The organism is Thiomicrorhabdus indica (genome assembly GCF_004293625.1).
In the GTDB taxonomy this organism is placed as follows: Bacteria; Pseudomonadota; Gammaproteobacteria; order Thiomicrospirales; family Thiomicrospiraceae; genus Thiomicrorhabdus; species Thiomicrorhabdus indica.
This window is the reverse complement of the sequence record NZ_CP033040.1, coordinates 454,614-471,045: the sequence shown is the minus strand read 5'-3', so window position 1 is coordinate 471,045 and position 16,432 is coordinate 454,614. Positions and strand designations below refer to the sequence as shown.

General features: G+C 40.9%; 29 protein-coding genes. All 29 read right to left on the bottom strand.

Annotation, left to right across the window (positions count from 1 at the left end; translation table 11 throughout):
* Positions 1-16: 16 nt before the first annotated feature.
* A complete protein-coding gene (locus D9T12_RS01985; RefSeq protein ID WP_130536603.1) occupies positions 17-709 on the bottom strand; it encodes a response regulator transcription factor in 693 nt (230 codons plus the stop codon).
* Positions 691-2,571: a sensor histidine kinase gene (locus D9T12_RS01980; RefSeq protein WP_130536602.1), complete on the bottom strand. Its 1,881-nt coding sequence runs from the start codon at positions 2,569-2,571 to the stop codon at positions 691-693. Before D9T12_RS01980 ends, D9T12_RS01985 begins: the two co-directional genes overlap by 19 nt.
* Positions 2,568-3,290 (bottom strand): tRNA threonylcarbamoyladenosine dehydratase, encoded by a 723-nt coding sequence (locus D9T12_RS01975; protein WP_130536601.1) that lies wholly within the window; start codon positions 3,288-3,290, stop codon positions 2,568-2,570. Before D9T12_RS01975 ends, D9T12_RS01980 begins: the two co-directional genes overlap by 4 nt.
* Positions 3,290-4,009, bottom strand: a complete 720-nt coding sequence (locus D9T12_RS01970; protein ID WP_130536600.1) for a TatD family hydrolase — start codon at positions 4,007-4,009, stop codon at positions 3,290-3,292. Before D9T12_RS01970 ends, D9T12_RS01975 begins: the two co-directional genes overlap by 1 nt.
* A gap of 49 nt (positions 4,010-4,058) precedes the next feature.
* Complete coding sequence (gene rplQ, locus D9T12_RS01965) at positions 4,059-4,448, bottom strand: 50S ribosomal protein L17 (protein WP_130536599.1); 390 nt, start codon at positions 4,446-4,448, stop codon at positions 4,059-4,061.
* 15 nt (positions 4,449-4,463) lie between these two features.
* Positions 4,464-5,444: a DNA-directed RNA polymerase subunit alpha gene (locus D9T12_RS01960; RefSeq protein WP_130536598.1), complete on the bottom strand. Its 981-nt coding sequence runs from the start codon at positions 5,442-5,444 to the stop codon at positions 4,464-4,466.
* A gap of 21 nt (positions 5,445-5,465) precedes the next feature.
* A complete protein-coding gene (gene rpsD / locus D9T12_RS01955; protein ID WP_130536597.1) occupies positions 5,466-6,086 on the bottom strand; it encodes a 30S ribosomal protein S4 in 621 nt (206 codons plus the stop codon).
* Between the two features lie 14 nt (positions 6,087-6,100).
* Positions 6,101-6,490 carry a 30S ribosomal protein S11 gene (rpsK, locus tag D9T12_RS01950; RefSeq protein WP_130536596.1) on the bottom strand — a complete coding sequence of 130 codons (390 nt, stop codon included), beginning with the start codon at positions 6,488-6,490 and terminating at the stop codon, positions 6,101-6,103.
* A gap of 21 nt (positions 6,491-6,511) precedes the next feature.
* Positions 6,512-6,868, bottom strand: a complete 357-nt coding sequence (gene rpsM / locus D9T12_RS01945; protein ID WP_130536595.1) for a 30S ribosomal protein S13 — start codon at positions 6,866-6,868, stop codon at positions 6,512-6,514.
* An 88-nt stretch (positions 6,869-6,956) separates the two neighbouring features.
* Positions 6,957-8,267, bottom strand: coding sequence for a preprotein translocase subunit SecY (gene secY / locus D9T12_RS01940; RefSeq protein WP_130536594.1), 1,311 nt, complete (start codon positions 8,265-8,267; stop codon positions 6,957-6,959).
* 2 nt (positions 8,268-8,269) lie between these two features.
* The gene (gene rplO, locus D9T12_RS01935) at positions 8,270-8,704 is read right to left on the bottom strand and encodes a 50S ribosomal protein L15 (protein ID WP_130536593.1); all 435 of its coding nucleotides are present in this window, start codon (positions 8,702-8,704) and stop codon (positions 8,270-8,272) included.
* Position 8,705: 1 nt separating this feature from the next.
* On the bottom strand, positions 8,706-8,894 hold the full coding sequence (gene rpmD / locus D9T12_RS01930) for a 50S ribosomal protein L30 (RefSeq protein ID WP_130536592.1): 189 nt from the start codon (positions 8,892-8,894) through the stop codon (positions 8,706-8,708).
* A 1-nt stretch (position 8,895) separates the two neighbouring features.
* Positions 8,896-9,405 (bottom strand): 30S ribosomal protein S5, encoded by a 510-nt coding sequence (gene rpsE / locus D9T12_RS01925; protein WP_130536591.1) that lies wholly within the window; start codon positions 9,403-9,405, stop codon positions 8,896-8,898.
* A gap of 14 nt (positions 9,406-9,419) precedes the next feature.
* Positions 9,420-9,773, bottom strand: a complete 354-nt coding sequence (rplR, locus tag D9T12_RS01920) for a 50S ribosomal protein L18 (RefSeq protein WP_130536590.1) — start codon at positions 9,771-9,773, stop codon at positions 9,420-9,422.
* 14 nt (positions 9,774-9,787) lie between these two features.
* Positions 9,788-10,321 (bottom strand): 50S ribosomal protein L6, encoded by a 534-nt coding sequence (gene rplF / locus D9T12_RS01915; RefSeq protein ID WP_130536589.1) that lies wholly within the window; start codon positions 10,319-10,321, stop codon positions 9,788-9,790.
* A gap of 11 nt (positions 10,322-10,332) precedes the next feature.
* On the bottom strand, positions 10,333-10,728 hold the full coding sequence (gene rpsH / locus D9T12_RS01910; RefSeq protein ID WP_130536588.1) for a 30S ribosomal protein S8: 396 nt from the start codon (positions 10,726-10,728) through the stop codon (positions 10,333-10,335).
* Between the two features lie 12 nt (positions 10,729-10,740).
* The gene (gene rpsN / locus D9T12_RS01905; protein WP_130536587.1) at positions 10,741-11,046 is read right to left on the bottom strand and encodes a 30S ribosomal protein S14; all 306 of its coding nucleotides are present in this window, start codon (positions 11,044-11,046) and stop codon (positions 10,741-10,743) included.
* A 12-nt stretch (positions 11,047-11,058) separates the two neighbouring features.
* Positions 11,059-11,598, bottom strand: a complete 540-nt coding sequence (gene rplE, locus D9T12_RS01900) for a 50S ribosomal protein L5 (protein ID WP_130536586.1) — start codon at positions 11,596-11,598, stop codon at positions 11,059-11,061.
* A gap of 15 nt (positions 11,599-11,613) precedes the next feature.
* A complete protein-coding gene (gene rplX, locus D9T12_RS01895; protein ID WP_130536585.1) occupies positions 11,614-11,928 on the bottom strand; it encodes a 50S ribosomal protein L24 in 315 nt (104 codons plus the stop codon).
* A gap of 10 nt (positions 11,929-11,938) precedes the next feature.
* The gene (rplN, locus tag D9T12_RS01890; protein WP_130536584.1) at positions 11,939-12,307 is read right to left on the bottom strand and encodes a 50S ribosomal protein L14; all 369 of its coding nucleotides are present in this window, start codon (positions 12,305-12,307) and stop codon (positions 11,939-11,941) included.
* A 152-nt stretch (positions 12,308-12,459) separates the two neighbouring features.
* A complete protein-coding gene (gene rpsQ / locus D9T12_RS01885) occupies positions 12,460-12,723 on the bottom strand; it encodes a 30S ribosomal protein S17 (RefSeq protein ID WP_130536583.1) in 264 nt (87 codons plus the stop codon).
* A gap of 2 nt (positions 12,724-12,725) precedes the next feature.
* Positions 12,726-12,917, bottom strand: coding sequence for a 50S ribosomal protein L29 (rpmC, locus tag D9T12_RS01880; RefSeq protein WP_130536582.1), 192 nt, complete (start codon positions 12,915-12,917; stop codon positions 12,726-12,728).
* On the bottom strand, positions 12,918-13,331 hold the full coding sequence (rplP, locus tag D9T12_RS01875) for a 50S ribosomal protein L16 (protein ID WP_130536581.1): 414 nt from the start codon (positions 13,329-13,331) through the stop codon (positions 12,918-12,920).
* Positions 13,332-13,345: 14 nt separating this feature from the next.
* Positions 13,346-14,026: a 30S ribosomal protein S3 gene (gene rpsC, locus D9T12_RS01870; RefSeq protein ID WP_130536580.1), complete on the bottom strand. Its 681-nt coding sequence runs from the start codon at positions 14,024-14,026 to the stop codon at positions 13,346-13,348.
* 11 nt (positions 14,027-14,037) lie between these two features.
* On the bottom strand, positions 14,038-14,370 hold the full coding sequence (rplV, locus tag D9T12_RS01865; protein ID WP_130536579.1) for a 50S ribosomal protein L22: 333 nt from the start codon (positions 14,368-14,370) through the stop codon (positions 14,038-14,040).
* A gap of 12 nt (positions 14,371-14,382) precedes the next feature.
* Positions 14,383-14,658, bottom strand: a complete 276-nt coding sequence (gene rpsS, locus D9T12_RS01860) for a 30S ribosomal protein S19 (RefSeq protein ID WP_130536578.1) — start codon at positions 14,656-14,658, stop codon at positions 14,383-14,385.
* A gap of 12 nt (positions 14,659-14,670) precedes the next feature.
* Positions 14,671-15,501, bottom strand: a complete 831-nt coding sequence (gene rplB / locus D9T12_RS01855; RefSeq protein ID WP_130536577.1) for a 50S ribosomal protein L2 — start codon at positions 15,499-15,501, stop codon at positions 14,671-14,673.
* An 11-nt stretch (positions 15,502-15,512) separates the two neighbouring features.
* Positions 15,513-15,809: a 50S ribosomal protein L23 gene (rplW, locus tag D9T12_RS01850; protein WP_130536576.1), complete on the bottom strand. Its 297-nt coding sequence runs from the start codon at positions 15,807-15,809 to the stop codon at positions 15,513-15,515.
* Positions 15,806-16,426 carry a 50S ribosomal protein L4 gene (gene rplD, locus D9T12_RS01845; RefSeq protein ID WP_130536575.1) on the bottom strand — a complete coding sequence of 207 codons (621 nt, stop codon included), beginning with the start codon at positions 16,424-16,426 and terminating at the stop codon, positions 15,806-15,808. Before rplD ends, rplW begins: the two co-directional genes overlap by 4 nt.
* Positions 16,427-16,432: the final 6 nt, after the last annotated feature.

Genomic DNA, 16,432 nt, shown 5'->3' with positions numbered 1-16,432 from the left:
ATCTTTTTATGTCGTGTTATTGGAGTTTGATTGAAAGGGTGAGTTGATAACCCACGCCACGAATGGATTTTATCGAAGTTGAAGATTGGTTGATTTGAGTTAATTTTTTACGCAGTCGTGAGATGCGTTTTTCGAGGGTAGTGCGTAAATTAATATTCTCTACGTCAAGTCCAAGACTTTCTGCCAACTCCCAAAACTCCAGTTGTTGCTTTGCGGCTTGTGAAAGTGCAATCAACAACCGGCTTTCCTCATCGGATAAGATCACTGAATCGTTTTGCGCGTTACTCAGCTCAGATGAAAAGAGATTAAAGAAGACATCGATGTTTGCATCAATCGGCAAACGTCGAGACAAAGCCTTTATCGCTGCATGGAGTTCGTCTGGCGAAATCGGTTTGGGTAGGTAAAGGTCCGCTCCGGCTTCATAGCCGGATAATCGATCGGCGACTTGATTTCGGACGGTGAGAAAAATAATGCCGATTCTTGGGTTTTTCAAACGCAACTGATTGGCTAGATACAGGCCATCTTCACCCGGTAAATTCACATCTAAAATCGCAATGTGGCAAGACTCAGCCAGCTCATCAACCAAGGCGTCTTCTGCGGACTCAAAGGCTCTAACCTGATAGCCAAAGTCCACCAATGACTCTGCGAGCACTTCGCGCAACGCCAAATGATCTTCCACCAAGAGTAGATTTAAACTTTTTTCAGACATAATCGCATTTCTACTAGGTCGTAGTCATCACCTGCCGTGTACTTTTCGACCGGCCGGTAAGAAATCTGCGCCTGCAATTGGTCAGTCAAACGTTTGACTATATACAACCCCAAACCTGAACCGGTTTGTTTATGGGCGGTTTTCGCACGGTAGTACTTTGTAAAAATCTCATCGGCTTCAGGCAAGGCTTCTTGCGTTGGATTGGTCACTTGAACACAGACTTTATCTTTATCATCAGTTGTAGACAGCATAACTTGAATGGTTTGATCTTTCGGGCTGTATTTTAAGGCATTGTCGATGAGGTTGATAAAAATCACTCTTAACCAATCTTCATCAGAATTAATGACAAGTTGACCGTCACACTCAACAAATTCAATACGCTGTGATTGAAAACTTTCCATCACCTGCTTGAGCAAAGACACGATTTCAACGGGTTTTGATTCTGAATGAATTTGATCATCCACTTTTTCTAACACCGCACAGCGATCAATCACCATGCTCATATCACTTACGGCTTGTAGTAAGTGCTGTCGAGAACGATCTGACATAGTCGGGCGATGTAATCCCATACTGATCACTGATAACGGGGTTTTTAACTCATGTGACAGCATACTGAGAAATTGCGCTTTTTGTTCTTTATCGGTCTTTTCTTTTTCTGCAAGCATTTGTGCGTGCTCTTTATCCAGCACAGCGGTCACTCGATCTTGTTCGATTTTACGAATCCGTCGACTCATAATGGTTTGAAAAACGATAATACTTCCTAAAGTCCCAGCCGTGTAGGAATACATTAAAATCGCACCACCGGACACGAGTCCGCTCAATGATAATACCGTGCCAAAAATCCCCGTTAATCCAAAAATAGAGGCTAAAAATAACCATCCACCTTCTTCTATTTTTCTTAGTGTTAGATAAAACGCATAAAATACAATCAACAACAAATACACCAAAGTGATTTTCATAAAGATTGGCATATACTCAATATAGAAATCAAACATCAATGAAAGCAAGCCAATCACAATAGTGACTTGGTAAAGTTTAGAAACCCAAAAATACATTGGGGTTGCCTGTCGATCAAATTCAAAAAGAGCGCGGTGTACCGAATTTAATACCCAAAGATAAATCAAGGTCGTCAGTTGTGGTAGATAATTAGCCCAGCCTCGCCATGAGTCGGGCAGGAAGTACTGCACCCAACCATGTACGGCAATGAATACCAATAACGACGCAAAAATAAATAATAGATAGTTACGGAAACTTGCATCCGATCTCCACTGTCCATAGCCAAGATTGATAAAAATCAGTGCGACGAGCAAACCGATAAAAATCCCTGACAAAGCATAATCGACAAGCAAGGCATGACGATAATTGTCAGGAGAATAAATATCCGCGACTAAGGTGTGAGTGTTAATGGTATGAAACTCAATATAGGCGGTTGTCGGTTCGCTCATCACACCTAGCTCAAATAACAGTGCACGATCAGACTGAGTTACCTGTGTTTCAATCGTATCGCCAGAACGCAAAACTCTAAAACCGCCTTCCGCATTGGGTAAATACAAACTCACCGCATCTAAATAAGTTGGGCTAACCCGCATCATTAAAGGCGTATTTGGATCATTTGAGGGCTGAATAGTAAATTTTAACCAGTGATGAAATCTGTTATAGCCGCCAACATAGCCAGCTTTTGCAACTGGCCTAAAGGCATCATCATTCAATTGAGTAATGTCTTGAATAGCTAGTGACTTGCTTTGATCAATATAGACTTCAAACTGGGGAATTTGATGATGAGATGTACTTTGTGCATGACCTACATTGTGAATAAAAACAGTCATTACAAACAAAAGTACGTTAATCAACGACGCTTTCATTTTGTTGCTGCAGCTATCTGTTTAATAACAAAACCTGCTAGCATTAGACCGAAAATACCCGGCATATAGCTCGCTGTCCCATTGACGACACGGCCTCTCGCACCCTCAATTTCTTCCATTGGGCCTGGCGGCATTGGGATTTCTTCAGAAAAAACTGTCATCACACCTTTTGAAATGCCCTGCTTTTTCAAACGTTGGCGCATATTGCGAGCCAAGGCACAACCATGGGTTTTGGAAATATCGGCAAGTTTGATTTTTGAAGGATCAATTCTACGACCTGCGCCCATACTGGAAACCACCGGCCGGTTAAGTTTTTTTGCTGTTGCCACTAAGGAAACCTTGCAGTTTAAACTATCAATGGCATCAACAACATAATCAAAAGGCTGTGATAGCAAATCCTGCATGTCTTCTGGACGAATAAACTCTTTCGAAGTAATGACCTTACAATTGGGGTTTATATCACTAATACGCTCTTGCATCACATCGACTTTATACCGGCCGGTAGTAGAGTCTAGAGCAATAATTTGGCGGTTTTTATTAGATGCATTTACTGTGTCATGGTCGATCAACGTTAGAGTGCCAACTCCTGCTCGAGCGAGTGATTCAGCAACAAAACCACCCACACCACCGACACCGGCAATTAACACATGACAATTTTGTAGGTTGGTAATTCCTGCTTCACCAAAAACCAAAAGACTCCGTTCAAACAATGCATCCATCACTTAACCCCAAACTTAAAAATTTGCTCTGCATTATAAGTGGTTTTCTCAATGACCTCATCTTTAGAGCGGCAACTTAGTTGTGAAATTTCATTGATAATAGGATTCATGTCTAAAGAGTCAGAAATATTCGGAAAATCTGTTTCAACAACAAAAGAGCTAAGAGGAAAGTCGGTGACCATTTCAATTATGCGCTTGGACATAGGACGACATACAGAGGCGTTTATGCCAATCTTAAAACCTAATCTCAAATACTGATGACAAACTTCTTTGGAAGCACTTAGACCATGCACAACACCACTAAGGTTAAATGCTTTTAGGATTTTAAACATCTCGTTATGACACTTAACAGCATGAATTGATACCGGCCGGTTAAATTTTTCTGCAATACAGCATTGGTGATAAAAAAATTCTCGTTGTAATGCTTGGCTGGATTTAAATTTGGGTGAAAAATCTAGACCAATTTCGCCTACTGCGAGACATTTATTGTCAGCAAAGAAAAGCTCCATCGAATCCAAGGTAGATAAACTTGTTTGAGAAACAAACCAAGGATGAACACCAACCGCATAATAAACTTCAGGATAATAACTTGATAAACGCTGATTAGAAGGCCATTGTTCAGGGCCTGTTGACATTGAGAGTATTGGATAACTATTTACCGGCCGGTAAAAAGGATAATCTTTTTGGGAATCTAAAATATGGGCGTGGGTATCAATCATAAAATTTTAGATATAAAAAAACCGGCGCTTGGCCGGTTCTTTTTGCTGATTACTCAGCTGAATCGTCAGCGTTGTCCGCAACTGGACGGTCAACTAACTCAACGATTGCCATAGGAGCGTTATCACCAGGACGGAAACCACATTTTAGAATGCGGATATAACCACCTGGACGAGATTCGTAACGAGGACCAATCTCAGAGAATAACTTACCTACTGCTGCTTTATCACCTAAACGAGCAAAGGCAGTACGGCGGTTGTGTACGCTGTCTTTTTTAGCAAGCGTAATCAAAGGCTCAGCAACTGTACGAAGTTCTTTAGCCTTAGCAACCGTAGTACGGATTACTTCATGTTCGATAAGTGAAGCAGACATGTTTTTAAACATTGCCTTACGGTGCGCACTGTTACGATTTAACTTACGACCTGATTTACCATGACGCATGATAGCTTCCTTATATTAAGCTGGATCTTTACTTACCAGACTAGCTGGTGGCCAGTTTTCAAGTTTGGTACCTAGGCTAAGACCTCTTTGCGCAAGAACATCTTTGATTTCTTGTAGAGATTTTTTACCTAAGTTTGGTGTTTTCAATAAGTGTGGCTCTGCACGCTGTACCAAATCACCAATGTAGTAAATTTGTTCTGCTTTCAGACAGTTTGCTGAACGAACCGTTAGTTCTAGATCATCAACCGGTTGTAAGAAGATAGGATCAAACTCATTCTCTTCTTCTTCCGGAGCGGCAACTTCTTTATGCTTAAGATCAACAAACGCATTTAGTTGATAGTGCAGAACAGTTGCTGCTTGTTTGATGGCATCTTCAGGATCCAAAGTACCATCAGTGACAATGTCAATGATCAATTTATCAAGGTCAGTACGCTGTTCAACACGAGCGTTCTGAACTTCATAACTAATTGTATGAACAGGACTGAAACTTGCATCTAAACGTAAAATACCAACGTGAGAATCATTGTCAGTATTTGAAGCACGGTAACCCATACCCTTCTCAACACGAAGAGTCATGTTTAGTTCCGCACCCTCTGAAACATGTGCAATCACAAGATCAGGGTTGGCAATTTCAACATCGTGACTTAACTGAATATCAGAAGCACGAACAACTGCAGGACCTTTTTTGTTTAGAGTCAATTCAGCTTTATCTGAAGCATTTAATTTGACCGCCACCTCTTTAAGGTTAAGAAGAATTTCAAGAACATCTTCTCTTACACCTTCAATCGATGAGTATTCATGTAAAACACCATCAATTTGGGCTTCTGTAATCGCAGCACCAGGCATTGATGACAAAAGGATACGACGCAACGCATTCCCAAGCGTGTGACCAAAACCACGTTCTAGTGGCTCTAAAGTCACACGGCTGCGGAAGGCGCTAGTACGTTGAATGTCAACCATACGTGGTGTTAACAACTGTTCTAACATCTCTTGCATTAGAGGTGATCTCCGTTTCTATTACTTAGAATAAAGCTCTACAATCAAGTTTTCTTGAATGTCCGCAGACAAGTCAGAACGATCAGGAACATTTTTAAAAGTTCCTTCAAAGTTAGACGTGTTTACTTCAACCCAATTAACCGCACCACGCTGACCGCTAAGTTCTAGAGCAGTAGCGATACGGCTTTGGTTACGTGCTTTCTCACGAATAGAAACAACATCACCAGCAGCAATCTCATAAGATGGAACGTTTACAACTTCTCCATTTACTAAGATAGCTTTGTGTGAAACCAATTGACGCGCTTCAGCACGAGTAGAAGCGAAGCCCATACGATAAACAACGTTATCTAGGCGGCTTTCAAGAATCTGAAGAAGGTTTACACCAGTAGAACCTTTACGACGATCTGCTTCTTTATAATAAAGACGGAATTTCTTTTCTAGAACGCCGTACATACGACGAACTTTTTGCTTTTCACGAAGCTGTAAACCATACTCGGTTACACGCTTACGACCTGCACCGTGTACACCTGGTAGCTGGTCAATCTTACATTTTGATTCGATGCTACGAACACCGCTTTTCAAAAATAGATCGGTACCTTCACGACGAGCAAGTTTACACTTTGGACCAATATATCTAGCCATGTTTACCTCAAATATTAAACGCGACGTTTCTTAGGTGGACGGCAACCGTTGTGAGGAATCGGAGTTACATCGTTAATCGCTGTAATCTTGAAACCTGCACTGTTTAAACCACGAACTGCTGAATCACGGCCAGGCCCTGGACCTTTAACCATAACTTCTAAGTTCTTAACACCGTAGTCGTGAGCCATTTGACCAGCTCGTTCTGCAGCAACCTGCGCAGCGAATGGAGTACTCTTACGAGAACCACGGAATCCGCTACCACCAGAAGTTGCCCAGCATAGTGCGTTACCTTGACGATCAGTAATTGTAATGATTGTGTTGTTAAAGCTCGCGTGAACGTGAGCGATACCATCATTAACAACCTGTTTTACTTTCTTTTTAACACGCGAATTTGCTTTTGCCATATCTCATCTCGCAATTATGCGTTATCGTTTAATAGGTCTTACAGGACCTTTACGAGTACGTGCATTTGTTTTTGTACGTTGTCCACGCAATGGTAGACTACGACGGTGACGAATTCCTCGGTAACAACCCATGTCCATCAAACGTTTGATGTTCATAGATACTTCACGACGAAGATCACCTTCAATTTTAAAATTTGTTACTTCATTACGAAGTGCTTCTAACTGTTCTTCAGTTAGTTCACGAACTTTGGTAGAAGGTTCAATTTTAGTTGCTTCACAAATTTGCTTTGCTGAAGTTGAACCAATCCCGTAGATCGAAGTCAGACCAATAACAATATGCTTGTTTACTGGAATGTTTACGCCGGCAATACGAGCCATTTTGACGCTCCCTTTAATTCCACCTACTGAAAAGCGTGCGATTATACACACCTTCCACTATAAATTCTAGGAAAATAAATAACTTATGTTATTTACCTTTCAATTTAGATTTTTTCATCATTCCTTCGTACTGGGTCGACATCATCTGAGCTTGTACAGAGGTCATGAAATCCATAACAACAATGACAATGATCAATAAAGATGTTCCACCAAAATAGAATGGTACATTCCAGTACAAAATCAAAAACTCTGGTAACAAACAAACTGCAGTAATGTAAATAGCACCTGCTAAAGTCAAACGACCGAGAATACTATCAATGTGACGAGCTGTTTGCGCACCTGGACGAATACCTGGAAGATAAGCACCAGATTTTCTTAAATTTTCAGCTGTTTCATTTGGATTGAAAACAATCGCTGTATAAAAGAAACAGAAAAATATAATGGCCATTGCATACAGCATGATATACAAGGGCTGTCCTGGAGACAGAGTCGTTGCGATGTCTTTAAGCCACCCCATACCTTCAGCAGTACCAAACCATCCACCAAGCGTTGCTGGGAATAAAATGATACTTGATGCAAAGATAGGAGGGATTACACCAGCCATATTAAGCTTTAGAGGCAAGTGGGATTCTTGTCCACCATACATCTTTCGGCCGCGCATACGTTGCGCATAATGAACTGGGATTCGTCTTTGTCCTCTTTCAACAAAAACGACAAATGCAATAACTGCCGCAACTAAAGCAAGAAGTATAAATACTGTGATTGCATGAAGCGATCCAGTATTGACTTGCTCGAAAGTACCACCCAAAGCAGAAGGTAAACCAGCAACGATACCTGCAAAGATAATGATCGAAATACCATTACCAATACCACGTTCTGTAATTTGCTCACCTAACCACATTAAGAAAATGGTTCCACTCACAAGAGTGACAACAGCTGTTAGTTTAAATAGGAAACCTGGATCAATAACCACAGGCATCCCATTAATATTCTGAGATTCAAGTGCAACGGCTACACCCAGACCTTGGAAAGTGGCTAGTAGCACTGTACCTTGTCGAGTGTACTGAGTTATTTTTCTACGACCCGCTTCACCATCTTTCTTAAGTTGCTCTAATGTTGGTGATACAACCGTCAAAAGCTGCATAATAATTGCAGCTGAGATATACGGCATAATACCTAAAGCAAATATAGAAAGACGTTCAAGTGCACCACCCGAGAACATGTTAAACATGTCAAGGATAGTACCTTTCTGCTGCTCAAACATCGCAGCTAAAGCAACTGGATCAATAGACGGCACAGGAATATGAGTCCCTAATCGATAAACGATAATGGCACCCAAAACAAAAAGAATCTTATTCTTTAAGTCACCCAAACCACTAGATGCAATTGAACTATTCATAATTAAGCTTCTACTGTACCACCAGCGGCTTCAATCGCTGATTTAGCGCCAGCAGTCGCTTTCAAACCAGAGGTCTTAATCGCTTTATTAACTTCACCAGAGTTGATGATTTTAACTTCTTTGATTTTTTCGCCGATTACATCAGCAGCTTTCAAAGCAGCAAGATCAATAACATCTGCATCAATATTACATAGTGTGTCTAGACGAATTTCTGTTTTGTAAGCTGCAATACGTGACGTAAAACCAATTTTTGGTAAACGACGTTGCAAAGGCATTTGACCACCTTCAAAACCAATTTTCGGCATACCGCCTGAACGAGATTTTTGACCCTTGTGACCACGGCCACCCATCTTACCCCATCCAGAACCTTGACCACGCCCTACACGCTTACGAGCAGATTTAGAACCTTCTGCTGGACTTAAAGTATTTAGTTGCATCTTATGCTTCCTCTACTTTTAGCAAATAGGAAACTTTATTGATCATCCCGCGATTTTCAGGAGTATCAATAACAGTTTTTGTTTGGTGCATCTTTCTCAGACCAAGACCAGATACACAAGCTTTGTGTGCTGGTAAGCGGCCAATTGTGCTTTTTACCAGAGTCACTTTAAGTTGTTTTTGATCTGACATCTTATTCACCTAAAATTTCTTCAACTGATTTACCACGTTTTGCAGCAATCATTTCAGGACTATTCATACCAGTTAATGCGTTTACTGTAGAACGAACAACGTTAACAGGACGAGTAGTACCGATACATTTAGACAATACGTTTTTAACACCTGCAGCTTCTAAAACTGCACGCATTGCACCACCAGCGATTACACCCGTACCTTCAGAAGCAGGTAGCATAACGATGTTAGCAGCACCTTGCTTGAAGTTAATTGGGTATTGAATCGTTCCCTCTGTAAGAGGAACAGTTTTCATATTGCGACGGGCTTGTTCCATAGCTTTTTTGATAGCAACAGGAACTTCAGAAGCTTTACCACTACCGTAGCCAACTTTTCCTTCACCGTCACCAACAACTGCTAGTGCTGAAAAACCGAATACACGACCACCTTTTACAACTTTTGCAACACGGCGAACGTTTACTAGCTTTTCAATTAAACCATCTTGTCCGTCTTGTAATTCACGTGAAGACATAATTTATCCTTCTTTTAAAATTCAAGACCGTTTTCACGGGCTGATTCAGCTAGTTGTTGAATACGACCGTGGTATTTAAAACCTGAACGATCGAAAGCTACTGAAGTAATACCGGCTGCTTTTGCTTTTTCAGCAATTGCTTTACCAACAGCTGCTGCTGCTGACTTATTAGAACCGTTATTAATTTCTTTTTTTACATCCGCTTGTACAGTAGAGCTAGAAGCGATAACACTGCCATTTTCTGCTGAAATTAATTGTGCGTAAATATGTTGAGCAGTACGGTGTACACTCAAACGTGGCATTTTTAATTCTGCAATTTTTGAACGAGTTTTCTTAGCTCTACGAAGACGGGCTGATTTCTTATCCATACTTACTTCCAGCCTTATTTCTTCTTAGCTTCTTTACGTAAAATGCGCTCATCAGCATACTTAACACCTTTACCTTTATAAGGTTCAGGAGGGCGGTAACCACGGATTTCCGCAGCAACTTGACCAACTACTTGCTTATCAGCACCTTTCACAACAATCTCAGTCTGTGTTGGTGTTTCAATCGTAATCCCTTCAGGAATAGCATGCTCAACAGGGTGTGAGAAACCTAAAGTTAGGTTCAATACTTTACCTTGAGCTGCCGCACGATAACCAACACCTACTAGTTGTAAGCGTTTTTCAAAACCATCTGTTACGCCAACTACCATATTATTGATAATAGAACGAACAGTACCTGTTTGTGCCCAACCATTTGCAACACCTTCTTTAGGTGCACAAGTTACTTGGTTGTCAGCAACAGTTACTTCAACTCCAGAGTTGAAGCTTTTTGTGATTGTGGCTTTTGAACCTTTAACAGTTACATCTGAACCGTTAACACTGACTTCAACGCCAGCTGGTACATTCACAGGAGCCTTACCAATACGTGACATTTAATAACTCCTTATGCAACGTAACAAACAACTTCACCACCGATGCCAGCGTCACGCGCTTGACGATCAGTCATTACACCTTTTGAAGTTGAAATTACTGCAATACCTAAACCACCAATTACATTCGGTAGTTCATCTTTATTCTTATAAACACGTAGGCCTGGACGACTTACACGTTTAACCATTTCAATAACAGGCTTTCCATCAAAGTATTTTAGATCTACTGATAATTCAGCCTTGCCATTATTGTCATTTACACTGTATGCAGCGATATAACCTTCATCATTCAAAACTTGAGCAACTGCTGCTTTCATTTTTGAAGATGGCATTACAACATTCGTATGTCCAGCCATTTGGCCGTTACGAATACGCGTTAACATATCAGCGATTGGATCAGACATGCTCATAGATATTTATCCTTACCAACTTGCTTTTCTTAATCCTGGAACATCACCATTCATCGCCGCTTGACGAAGCATGTTACGTGACAGACCAAACTTTCTGTATACTGCATGAGGACGCCCAGTAACACGACAACGACGTTGTTGACGTACTGGAGAAGCGTTACGTGGAAGTTTTTGTAACTTTTCCATCGCTTCCATGCGCTCTTCAAAAGACAAGCTCATATCAACTGAGGCTGCTTTTAACGCTTTACGTTTTTCAGCAAACTTTGCTACTGTTTTTGCACGTTTTTTATCACGTGCAATCATTGATAACTTAGCCATTAGAAAATCCTCTTATTTCTTAAATGGGAAATTAAAGGCTTCTAAAAGAGCTTTTGCTTCATCATTCGTCTGAGCAGTTGTAGCAAAGTTGATATCCATACCTCGGATTTTATCAACCTTCTCAAACTCAATCTCAGGGAAGATGATTTGCTCTTTAAGGCCCAAATTGTAGTTACCACGTCCATCAAATGCCTTCGGGTTTACACCTTGGAAGTCACGAACACGTGGTAATGCAATGTTAATTAGACGGTCTAGAAACTCATACATTTTCTCGCCACGTAGAGTTACTTTACAGCCCAATGGATAACCATCTCGAACCTTAAAGCTAGCTACTGATTTACGAGCAAGTGTTTTTACTGCTTTTTGACCAGTAATTGCTTCCATATCTGCAACAGCATTATCAAGAACTTTCTTGTCTGCGATTGCATCACCAACACCCATATTCACAGTGATCTTGGTAATCTTTGGAGCCTGCATTGAAGACTTATAACCAAATTGATCCACAAGCTTTTGGATAACTTGATCTTTATAATATTTTTGTAATCTTGCCATTTCTCTCTACCCTTATTAAGCGTCAATCGCTTTACCAGTAGATTTAAAAACGCGAATCTTAGTATCACCATCAACTTTAAAACCAACTTTGTCAGCTTTATTTGTTTCAGGATTAACTAGCGCCACATTAGAGGCATCAATAGGCATTTCTTTAGAAACGATTCCACCTTGTGCACCTGTCATAGGGTTTGGGCGTGTGTGTTTCTTAACTAGGTTAATACCATCGACTAAAACTTTACCATTTGCTTGAACAGAAGAAATCGATCCACGCTTTCCTTTGTCCTTACCGGTAATAACGATAACCTCGTCACCTTTTCTTAAACGATTCATTGGTTCTTCCTTATAGTACTTCAGGAGCTAGTGAAACGATTTTCATAAATTTATCGTTACGAAGCTCACGAGTTACTGGGCCGAAGATACGTGTACCAATAGGTTCATGCTTTGCGTTAAGAATAACTGCAGCATTGCCATCAAACTTAATCAATGAACCATCTTGACGTCTTACACCTTTAGCAGTACGAACGACTACCGCATTGTAAACATCACCTTTCTTCACTTTGCCGCGTGGTGCCGCTTCTTTGACACTCACTTTAATTACATCGCCAATGGCAGCATAACGACGGTGAGATCCGCCTAATACTTTAATACATTGGACGCGGCGTGCTCCGCTGTTGTCTGCAACATCAAGCACTGTTTGCATCTGAATCATGGTGGGACTCCATCCATAAACTAAAAATTACTTACAGCACAAAAACCACCTGAAAGAGCAGTCCCACATTAATATGTGGCTTACATCTTAAAGGTGGCTTTTAAATTTCCGCAAATTATACCAGATAATTTACAGAATAAAAGCTATAAAACTTAAATCTTCGCTTTTTCGTCGATATTAATCAAAGTCCATGATTTTGATTTAGACATTGGAGTAGTTTCTTGAATAGTAACCGTATCTCCAATTCCAGCAGTATTACCCGCATCATGAGCCATGATCTTCGTTGACTTCTTAACGAATTTTTTATATTTAGGGTGTTTGATGAAACGATTGATGCGAACAACAATTGAGTCATTCATTTTGTTTGAAACAACTTCACCCTGCATAGTACGTGCTTTTTTTGCTTGATCCGTCATGATTATTTACTCACCTTTTGACGAATGATGGTCTTTACTCGCGCAATAGTACGACGTACCTTTTTAATTTGCGCAGAGTTAGACAACTGGCCAGTCGCATTTTGCATTCTAAGATTAAACTGCTCTTTGCGAAGATTGATTAACTCTTCACGCAATTCATCTACTGACTTTTCATTTAATTCTTTCGCTGTCATTTACATCACCGTTCTAGTTACAACTTGTGTTTTGAAAGGAAGCTTAGCAGCAGCAAGCTCAAAGGCTTCTCGTGCTAGCTTTTCATCAACACCTTGCATTTCAAATAGGATACGGCCAGGTTGGATTTGAGCAACCCAGTACTCAACTGAACCTTTACCTTTACCCATACGAACTTCAAGTGGTTTATTAGTAATTGGTTTGTCAGGAAATACGCGAATCCAGATTTTAGCTCCACGCTTTACATGACGAGTCATAACACGACGACCAGCTTCGATTTGGCGTGAAGTCATACGACCACGCTCTAAGGCTTTAAGACCGTAATCACCAAAGCTAACTTTGTTTCCAACTTGCGCTAGACCACGGTTACGACCTTTTTGTACTTTTCTAAATTTTGTACGCTTAGGCATTAACATAGTTAGTTATCCTTTTATTTACGGCCTTTCTTGCCCTTAGAATCATTGTTATTTTCTAGTGCAAGCTTTCCTAGCTTCTCGCCTTTGAAAATCCAAACCTTAACACCGATCTTACCGTAAGTAGTATCAGCTTCATAAGTTGCATAATCAATGTCAGCACGGAAAGTATGTAGAGGTACACGACCTTCACGATACCATTCTGCACGTGCGATATCCGCACCATTCAAACGACCAGAAACCGTAACCTTGATACCTTCAGCACCAAGACGCATTGCGTTACCTACCGCACGCTTCATAGCACGACGGAATTGGATACGCTTCTCTAGCTGTTGAGCAATTGATTCACCAACCAACTTAGCATCTAGCTCAGGTTTTTTAATTTCTTCAATATTGATGTTAACTGGCATACCAGTCATAGCTGAAAGTTGTGCTTTTAGCTTTTCAATATCTTCACCTTTCTTACCGATTACAACACCAGGGCGTGCAGTATGAATGGTGATACGAATACCGTTAGCAACACGTTCGATTTTGATATTCGAAACAGAAGCATGTGCCAACTTTTTATTTAATTCTTCACGAATTTGGATGTCGCTGATTAGGAAATCAGAATAGTTTTTGCTATCTGCATACCAACGAGCATTCCAGTCTCTAGTGATACCTAGACGAATCCCAATAGGATTGACTTTTTGACCCATCCTGACTCTCCTTACTTTTCGCCAACAGTCACGGTAATGTGACTGGTGCGTTTTAAGATACGGTTACCGCGACCTTTTGCACGAGCACGCATGCGCTTCATGATTGGTCCTTCATTTACGAAAGCTGCAGTTACCTGTAGCTCATCAATGTCCATACCGTTGTTGTTTTCAGCATTAGCAATCGCAGAGTTAAGAATTTTCTTAATCAAAGCGGCAGCTTTTTTATCGCTGAACTGCAAAATATTTACAGCTTGCTCAACATCTTTCCCACGAATAAGATCAGCAACTAAACGTGCTTTCTGTGGAGAGATACGAGCAAATTTATGAGTTGCACTAACTTGCATATCTAACTCCTATTAACGTTTAGCTTTCTTATCCGCGGCATGGCCGCGATAAGTACGAGTCATTGAAAATTCGCCTAGTTTATGGCCAACCATATTCTCAGTAACGTAAACTGGAATATGCTCTTTACCATTATGAACAGCGATTGTTAATCCAATCATTTCAGGCAAGATCATAGAACGTCTTGACCATGTTTTAATTGGACGTTTGTTACCAGATTCTTGTGCCTCTTCCACTTTTTTGATCAAGTGAAGGTCAACAAAAGGGCCTTTTTTAACTGAACGTGGCATCAGTGTCCTTCCTTATTTCTTGTTACGGTGACGAACAATCATATTGTCCGTACGCTTATTACTGCGAGTCTTCTTACCTTTCGTCGGAACACCCCATGGCGTAACAGGGTTACGACCACCAGAAGTACGTCCTTCACCACCACCGTGTGGGTGATCTACCGGGTTCATAGCGACACCGCGAACAGTAGGACGAATACCACGCCAACGTGTAGCACCAGCTTTACCTAGCTTACGAAGACTATGCTCTGAGTTACCAACTTCACCGATAGTTGCTTTACATTCAGCAAGGATTTTACGCATCTCACCAGAACGAAGCTTAACTAGTACGTATTGACCATCACGCCCAGCAATAGAAACTGATGCACCTGCAGAACGAGCAATTTGTCCACCTTTACCAGGACGCATTTCTACATTATGGACAATAGTACCTACCGGAATGTTGCGTAACGGTAAAGTGTTACCCACTTTAATCGATACATGATCACCTGATTCAACAACAGCACCTGCTTCAATACCCTTTGGAGCAAGGATATAAGCGCGTTCACCATCGGCATATTTCAACAAAGCGATGTGTGCTGTACGGTTTGGATCATATTCCAAACGTTCTACAGTTGCTGGAACGCCAGTTTTGTTACGTTTGAAATCAACTAGACGATAATGCTGTTTATGACCACCACCGGTATGACGCACTGTAATACGACCATTGTTGTTACGACCACCAGATTTAGATTTCTTTTCTAGTAGTGCAGCGTGTGGCTTACCTTTATGAAGCTTAGGCTCAACAACGCTTACAACAAAGCGACGACCAGCAGAAGTTGGTTTGGACTTTCTAATAATTGCCATTATTAAACTCCTTACTCAGCAGCCGCAAAATCGATTTCTTGACCAGATACTAGACGAACGATCGCTTTGCGAACACCGTTACGAGTACCTTGACGGCCTTTGAATACTTTGCGCTTACCTTTAATGTTAATCATGTTTACAGATTGAACCTTTACATCAAATAAAGACTCAACTGCAGCTTTAACCTCTGCTTTAGTAGCAGTAGGTACAACCTTGAACACATACTGCTCTGATGCATCAGCCATAATTGCTGCTTTTTCAGAAACGTGTGGTGCAAGCAATACACTTAGAACTCTTTCTTGATTCATGCTAATTGCTCCTCTAGTTGCTTAACAGCACCTTGAGTCATTACAACGTTCTGGAAACCAATTAAACTAACTGGATCTAGTGATGCAACATCACATACATCAGCGTTGTACAGGTTACGTGCTGACAAGTATAAATACTCATCAAAACTTTCCGTTACAACCAGTGCATCAGCAACATTCAATTGTGCTAGTTTTGATTTGAATTCTTTTGTCTTTGGTGCTTCAACTTTAAAGTCATCAACAACAACTAAACGACCAGAACGGTTTAGTTCTGCGATAATTGAACGCATCGCACCACGGTACATTTTCTTGTTAACTTTTTGTGAAAAATCACGATTATGGCCAGGGAATGCACGACCACCACCAACCCATATTGGGCTACGAGTCGTTCCGGCACGAGCACGGCCAGTCCCTTTTTGGCGCCATGGTTTAGCACCACCACCGCTCACAGCTGAACGGTTCTTTTGACCTTTAGTACCAGCACGACCAGCATTCATGTATGCAGTCACAACTTGGTGAACCAAAGACTGATTAAATTCCACACTAAATAAATCATCAGAAACTGAAACGTTTCCAGATTCTTTACCAGTGGCTAATTCGATTAATTTTAAATCCATCTCGCC

Excerpts from the sequence above, each read along its gene's own strand:
- D9T12_RS01985 (WP_130536603.1), bottom strand. The coding sequence starts at position 709 with ATGTCTGAAAAAAGTTTAAATCTACTCTTGGTGGAAGATCATTTGGCG.
- D9T12_RS01980 (WP_130536602.1), bottom strand. The coding sequence starts at position 2,571 with ATGAAAGCGTCGTTGATTAACGTACTTTTGTTTGTAATGACTGTTTTT.
- D9T12_RS01975 (WP_130536601.1), bottom strand. The coding sequence starts at position 3,290 with ATGGATGCATTGTTTGAACGGAGTCTTTTGGTTTTTGGTGAAGCAGGA.
- D9T12_RS01970 (WP_130536600.1), bottom strand. The coding sequence starts at position 4,009 with ATGATTGATACCCACGCCCATATTTTAGATTCCCAAAAAGATTATCCT.
- rplQ (WP_130536599.1), bottom strand. The coding sequence starts at position 4,448 with ATGCGTCATGGTAAATCAGGTCGTAAGTTAAATCGTAACAGTGCGCAC.
- D9T12_RS01960 (WP_130536598.1), bottom strand. The coding sequence starts at position 5,444 with ATGCAAGAGATGTTAGAACAGTTGTTAACACCACGTATGGTTGACATT.
- rpsD (WP_130536597.1), bottom strand. The coding sequence starts at position 6,086 with ATGGCTAGATATATTGGTCCAAAGTGTAAACTTGCTCGTCGTGAAGGT.
- rpsK (WP_130536596.1), bottom strand. The coding sequence starts at position 6,490 with ATGGCAAAAGCAAATTCGCGTGTTAAAAAGAAAGTAAAACAGGTTGTT.
- rpsM (WP_130536595.1), bottom strand. The coding sequence starts at position 6,868 with ATGGCTCGTATTGCCGGCGTAAACATTCCAGTAAACAAGCATATTGTT.
- secY (WP_130536594.1), bottom strand. The coding sequence starts at position 8,267 with ATGAATAGTTCAATTGCATCTAGTGGTTTGGGTGACTTAAAGAATAAG.
- rplO (WP_130536593.1), bottom strand. The coding sequence starts at position 8,704 with ATGCAACTAAATACTTTAAGTCCAGCAGAAGGTTCTAAATCTGCTCGT.
- rpmD (WP_130536592.1), bottom strand. The coding sequence starts at position 8,894 with ATGTCAGATCAAAAACAACTTAAAGTGACTCTGGTAAAAAGCACAATT.
- rpsE (WP_130536591.1), bottom strand. The coding sequence starts at position 9,405 with ATGTCTTCACGTGAATTACAAGACGGACAAGATGGTTTAATTGAAAAG.
- rplR (WP_130536590.1), bottom strand. The coding sequence starts at position 9,773 with ATGGATAAGAAATCAGCCCGTCTTCGTAGAGCTAAGAAAACTCGTTCA.
- rplF (WP_130536589.1), bottom strand. The coding sequence starts at position 10,321 with ATGTCACGTATTGGTAAGGCTCCTGTGAATGTACCAGCTGGCGTTGAA.
- rpsH (WP_130536588.1), bottom strand. The coding sequence starts at position 10,728 with ATGAGCATGTCTGATCCAATCGCTGATATGTTAACGCGTATTCGTAAC.
- rpsN (WP_130536587.1), bottom strand. The coding sequence starts at position 11,046 with ATGGCTAAGTTATCAATGATTGCACGTGATAAAAAACGTGCAAAAACA.
- rplE (WP_130536586.1), bottom strand. The coding sequence starts at position 11,598 with ATGGCAAGATTACAAAAATATTATAAAGATCAAGTTATCCAAAAGCTT.
- rplX (WP_130536585.1), bottom strand. The coding sequence starts at position 11,928 with ATGAATCGTTTAAGAAAAGGTGACGAGGTTATCGTTATTACCGGTAAG.
- rplN (WP_130536584.1), bottom strand. The coding sequence starts at position 12,307 with ATGATTCAGATGCAAACAGTGCTTGATGTTGCAGACAACAGCGGAGCA.
- rpsQ (WP_130536583.1), bottom strand. The coding sequence starts at position 12,723 with ATGACGGATCAAGCAAAAAAAGCACGTACTATGCAGGGTGAAGTTGTT.
- rpmC (WP_130536582.1), bottom strand. The coding sequence starts at position 12,917 with ATGACAGCGAAAGAATTAAATGAAAAGTCAGTAGATGAATTGCGTGAA.
- rplP (WP_130536581.1), bottom strand. The coding sequence starts at position 13,331 with ATGTTAATGCCTAAGCGTACAAAATTTAGAAAAGTACAAAAAGGTCGT.
- rpsC (WP_130536580.1), bottom strand. The coding sequence starts at position 14,026 with ATGGGTCAAAAAGTCAATCCTATTGGGATTCGTCTAGGTATCACTAGA.
- rplV (WP_130536579.1), bottom strand. The coding sequence starts at position 14,370 with ATGCAAGTTAGTGCAACTCATAAATTTGCTCGTATCTCTCCACAGAAA.
- rpsS (WP_130536578.1), bottom strand. The coding sequence starts at position 14,658 with ATGCCACGTTCAGTTAAAAAAGGCCCTTTTGTTGACCTTCACTTGATC.
- rplB (WP_130536577.1), bottom strand. The coding sequence starts at position 15,501 with ATGGCAATTATTAGAAAGTCCAAACCAACTTCTGCTGGTCGTCGCTTT.
- rplW (WP_130536576.1), bottom strand. The coding sequence starts at position 15,809 with ATGAATCAAGAAAGAGTTCTAAGTGTATTGCTTGCACCACACGTTTCT.
- rplD (WP_130536575.1), bottom strand. The coding sequence starts at position 16,426 with ATGGATTTAAAATTAATCGAATTAGCCACTGGTAAAGAATCTGGAAAC.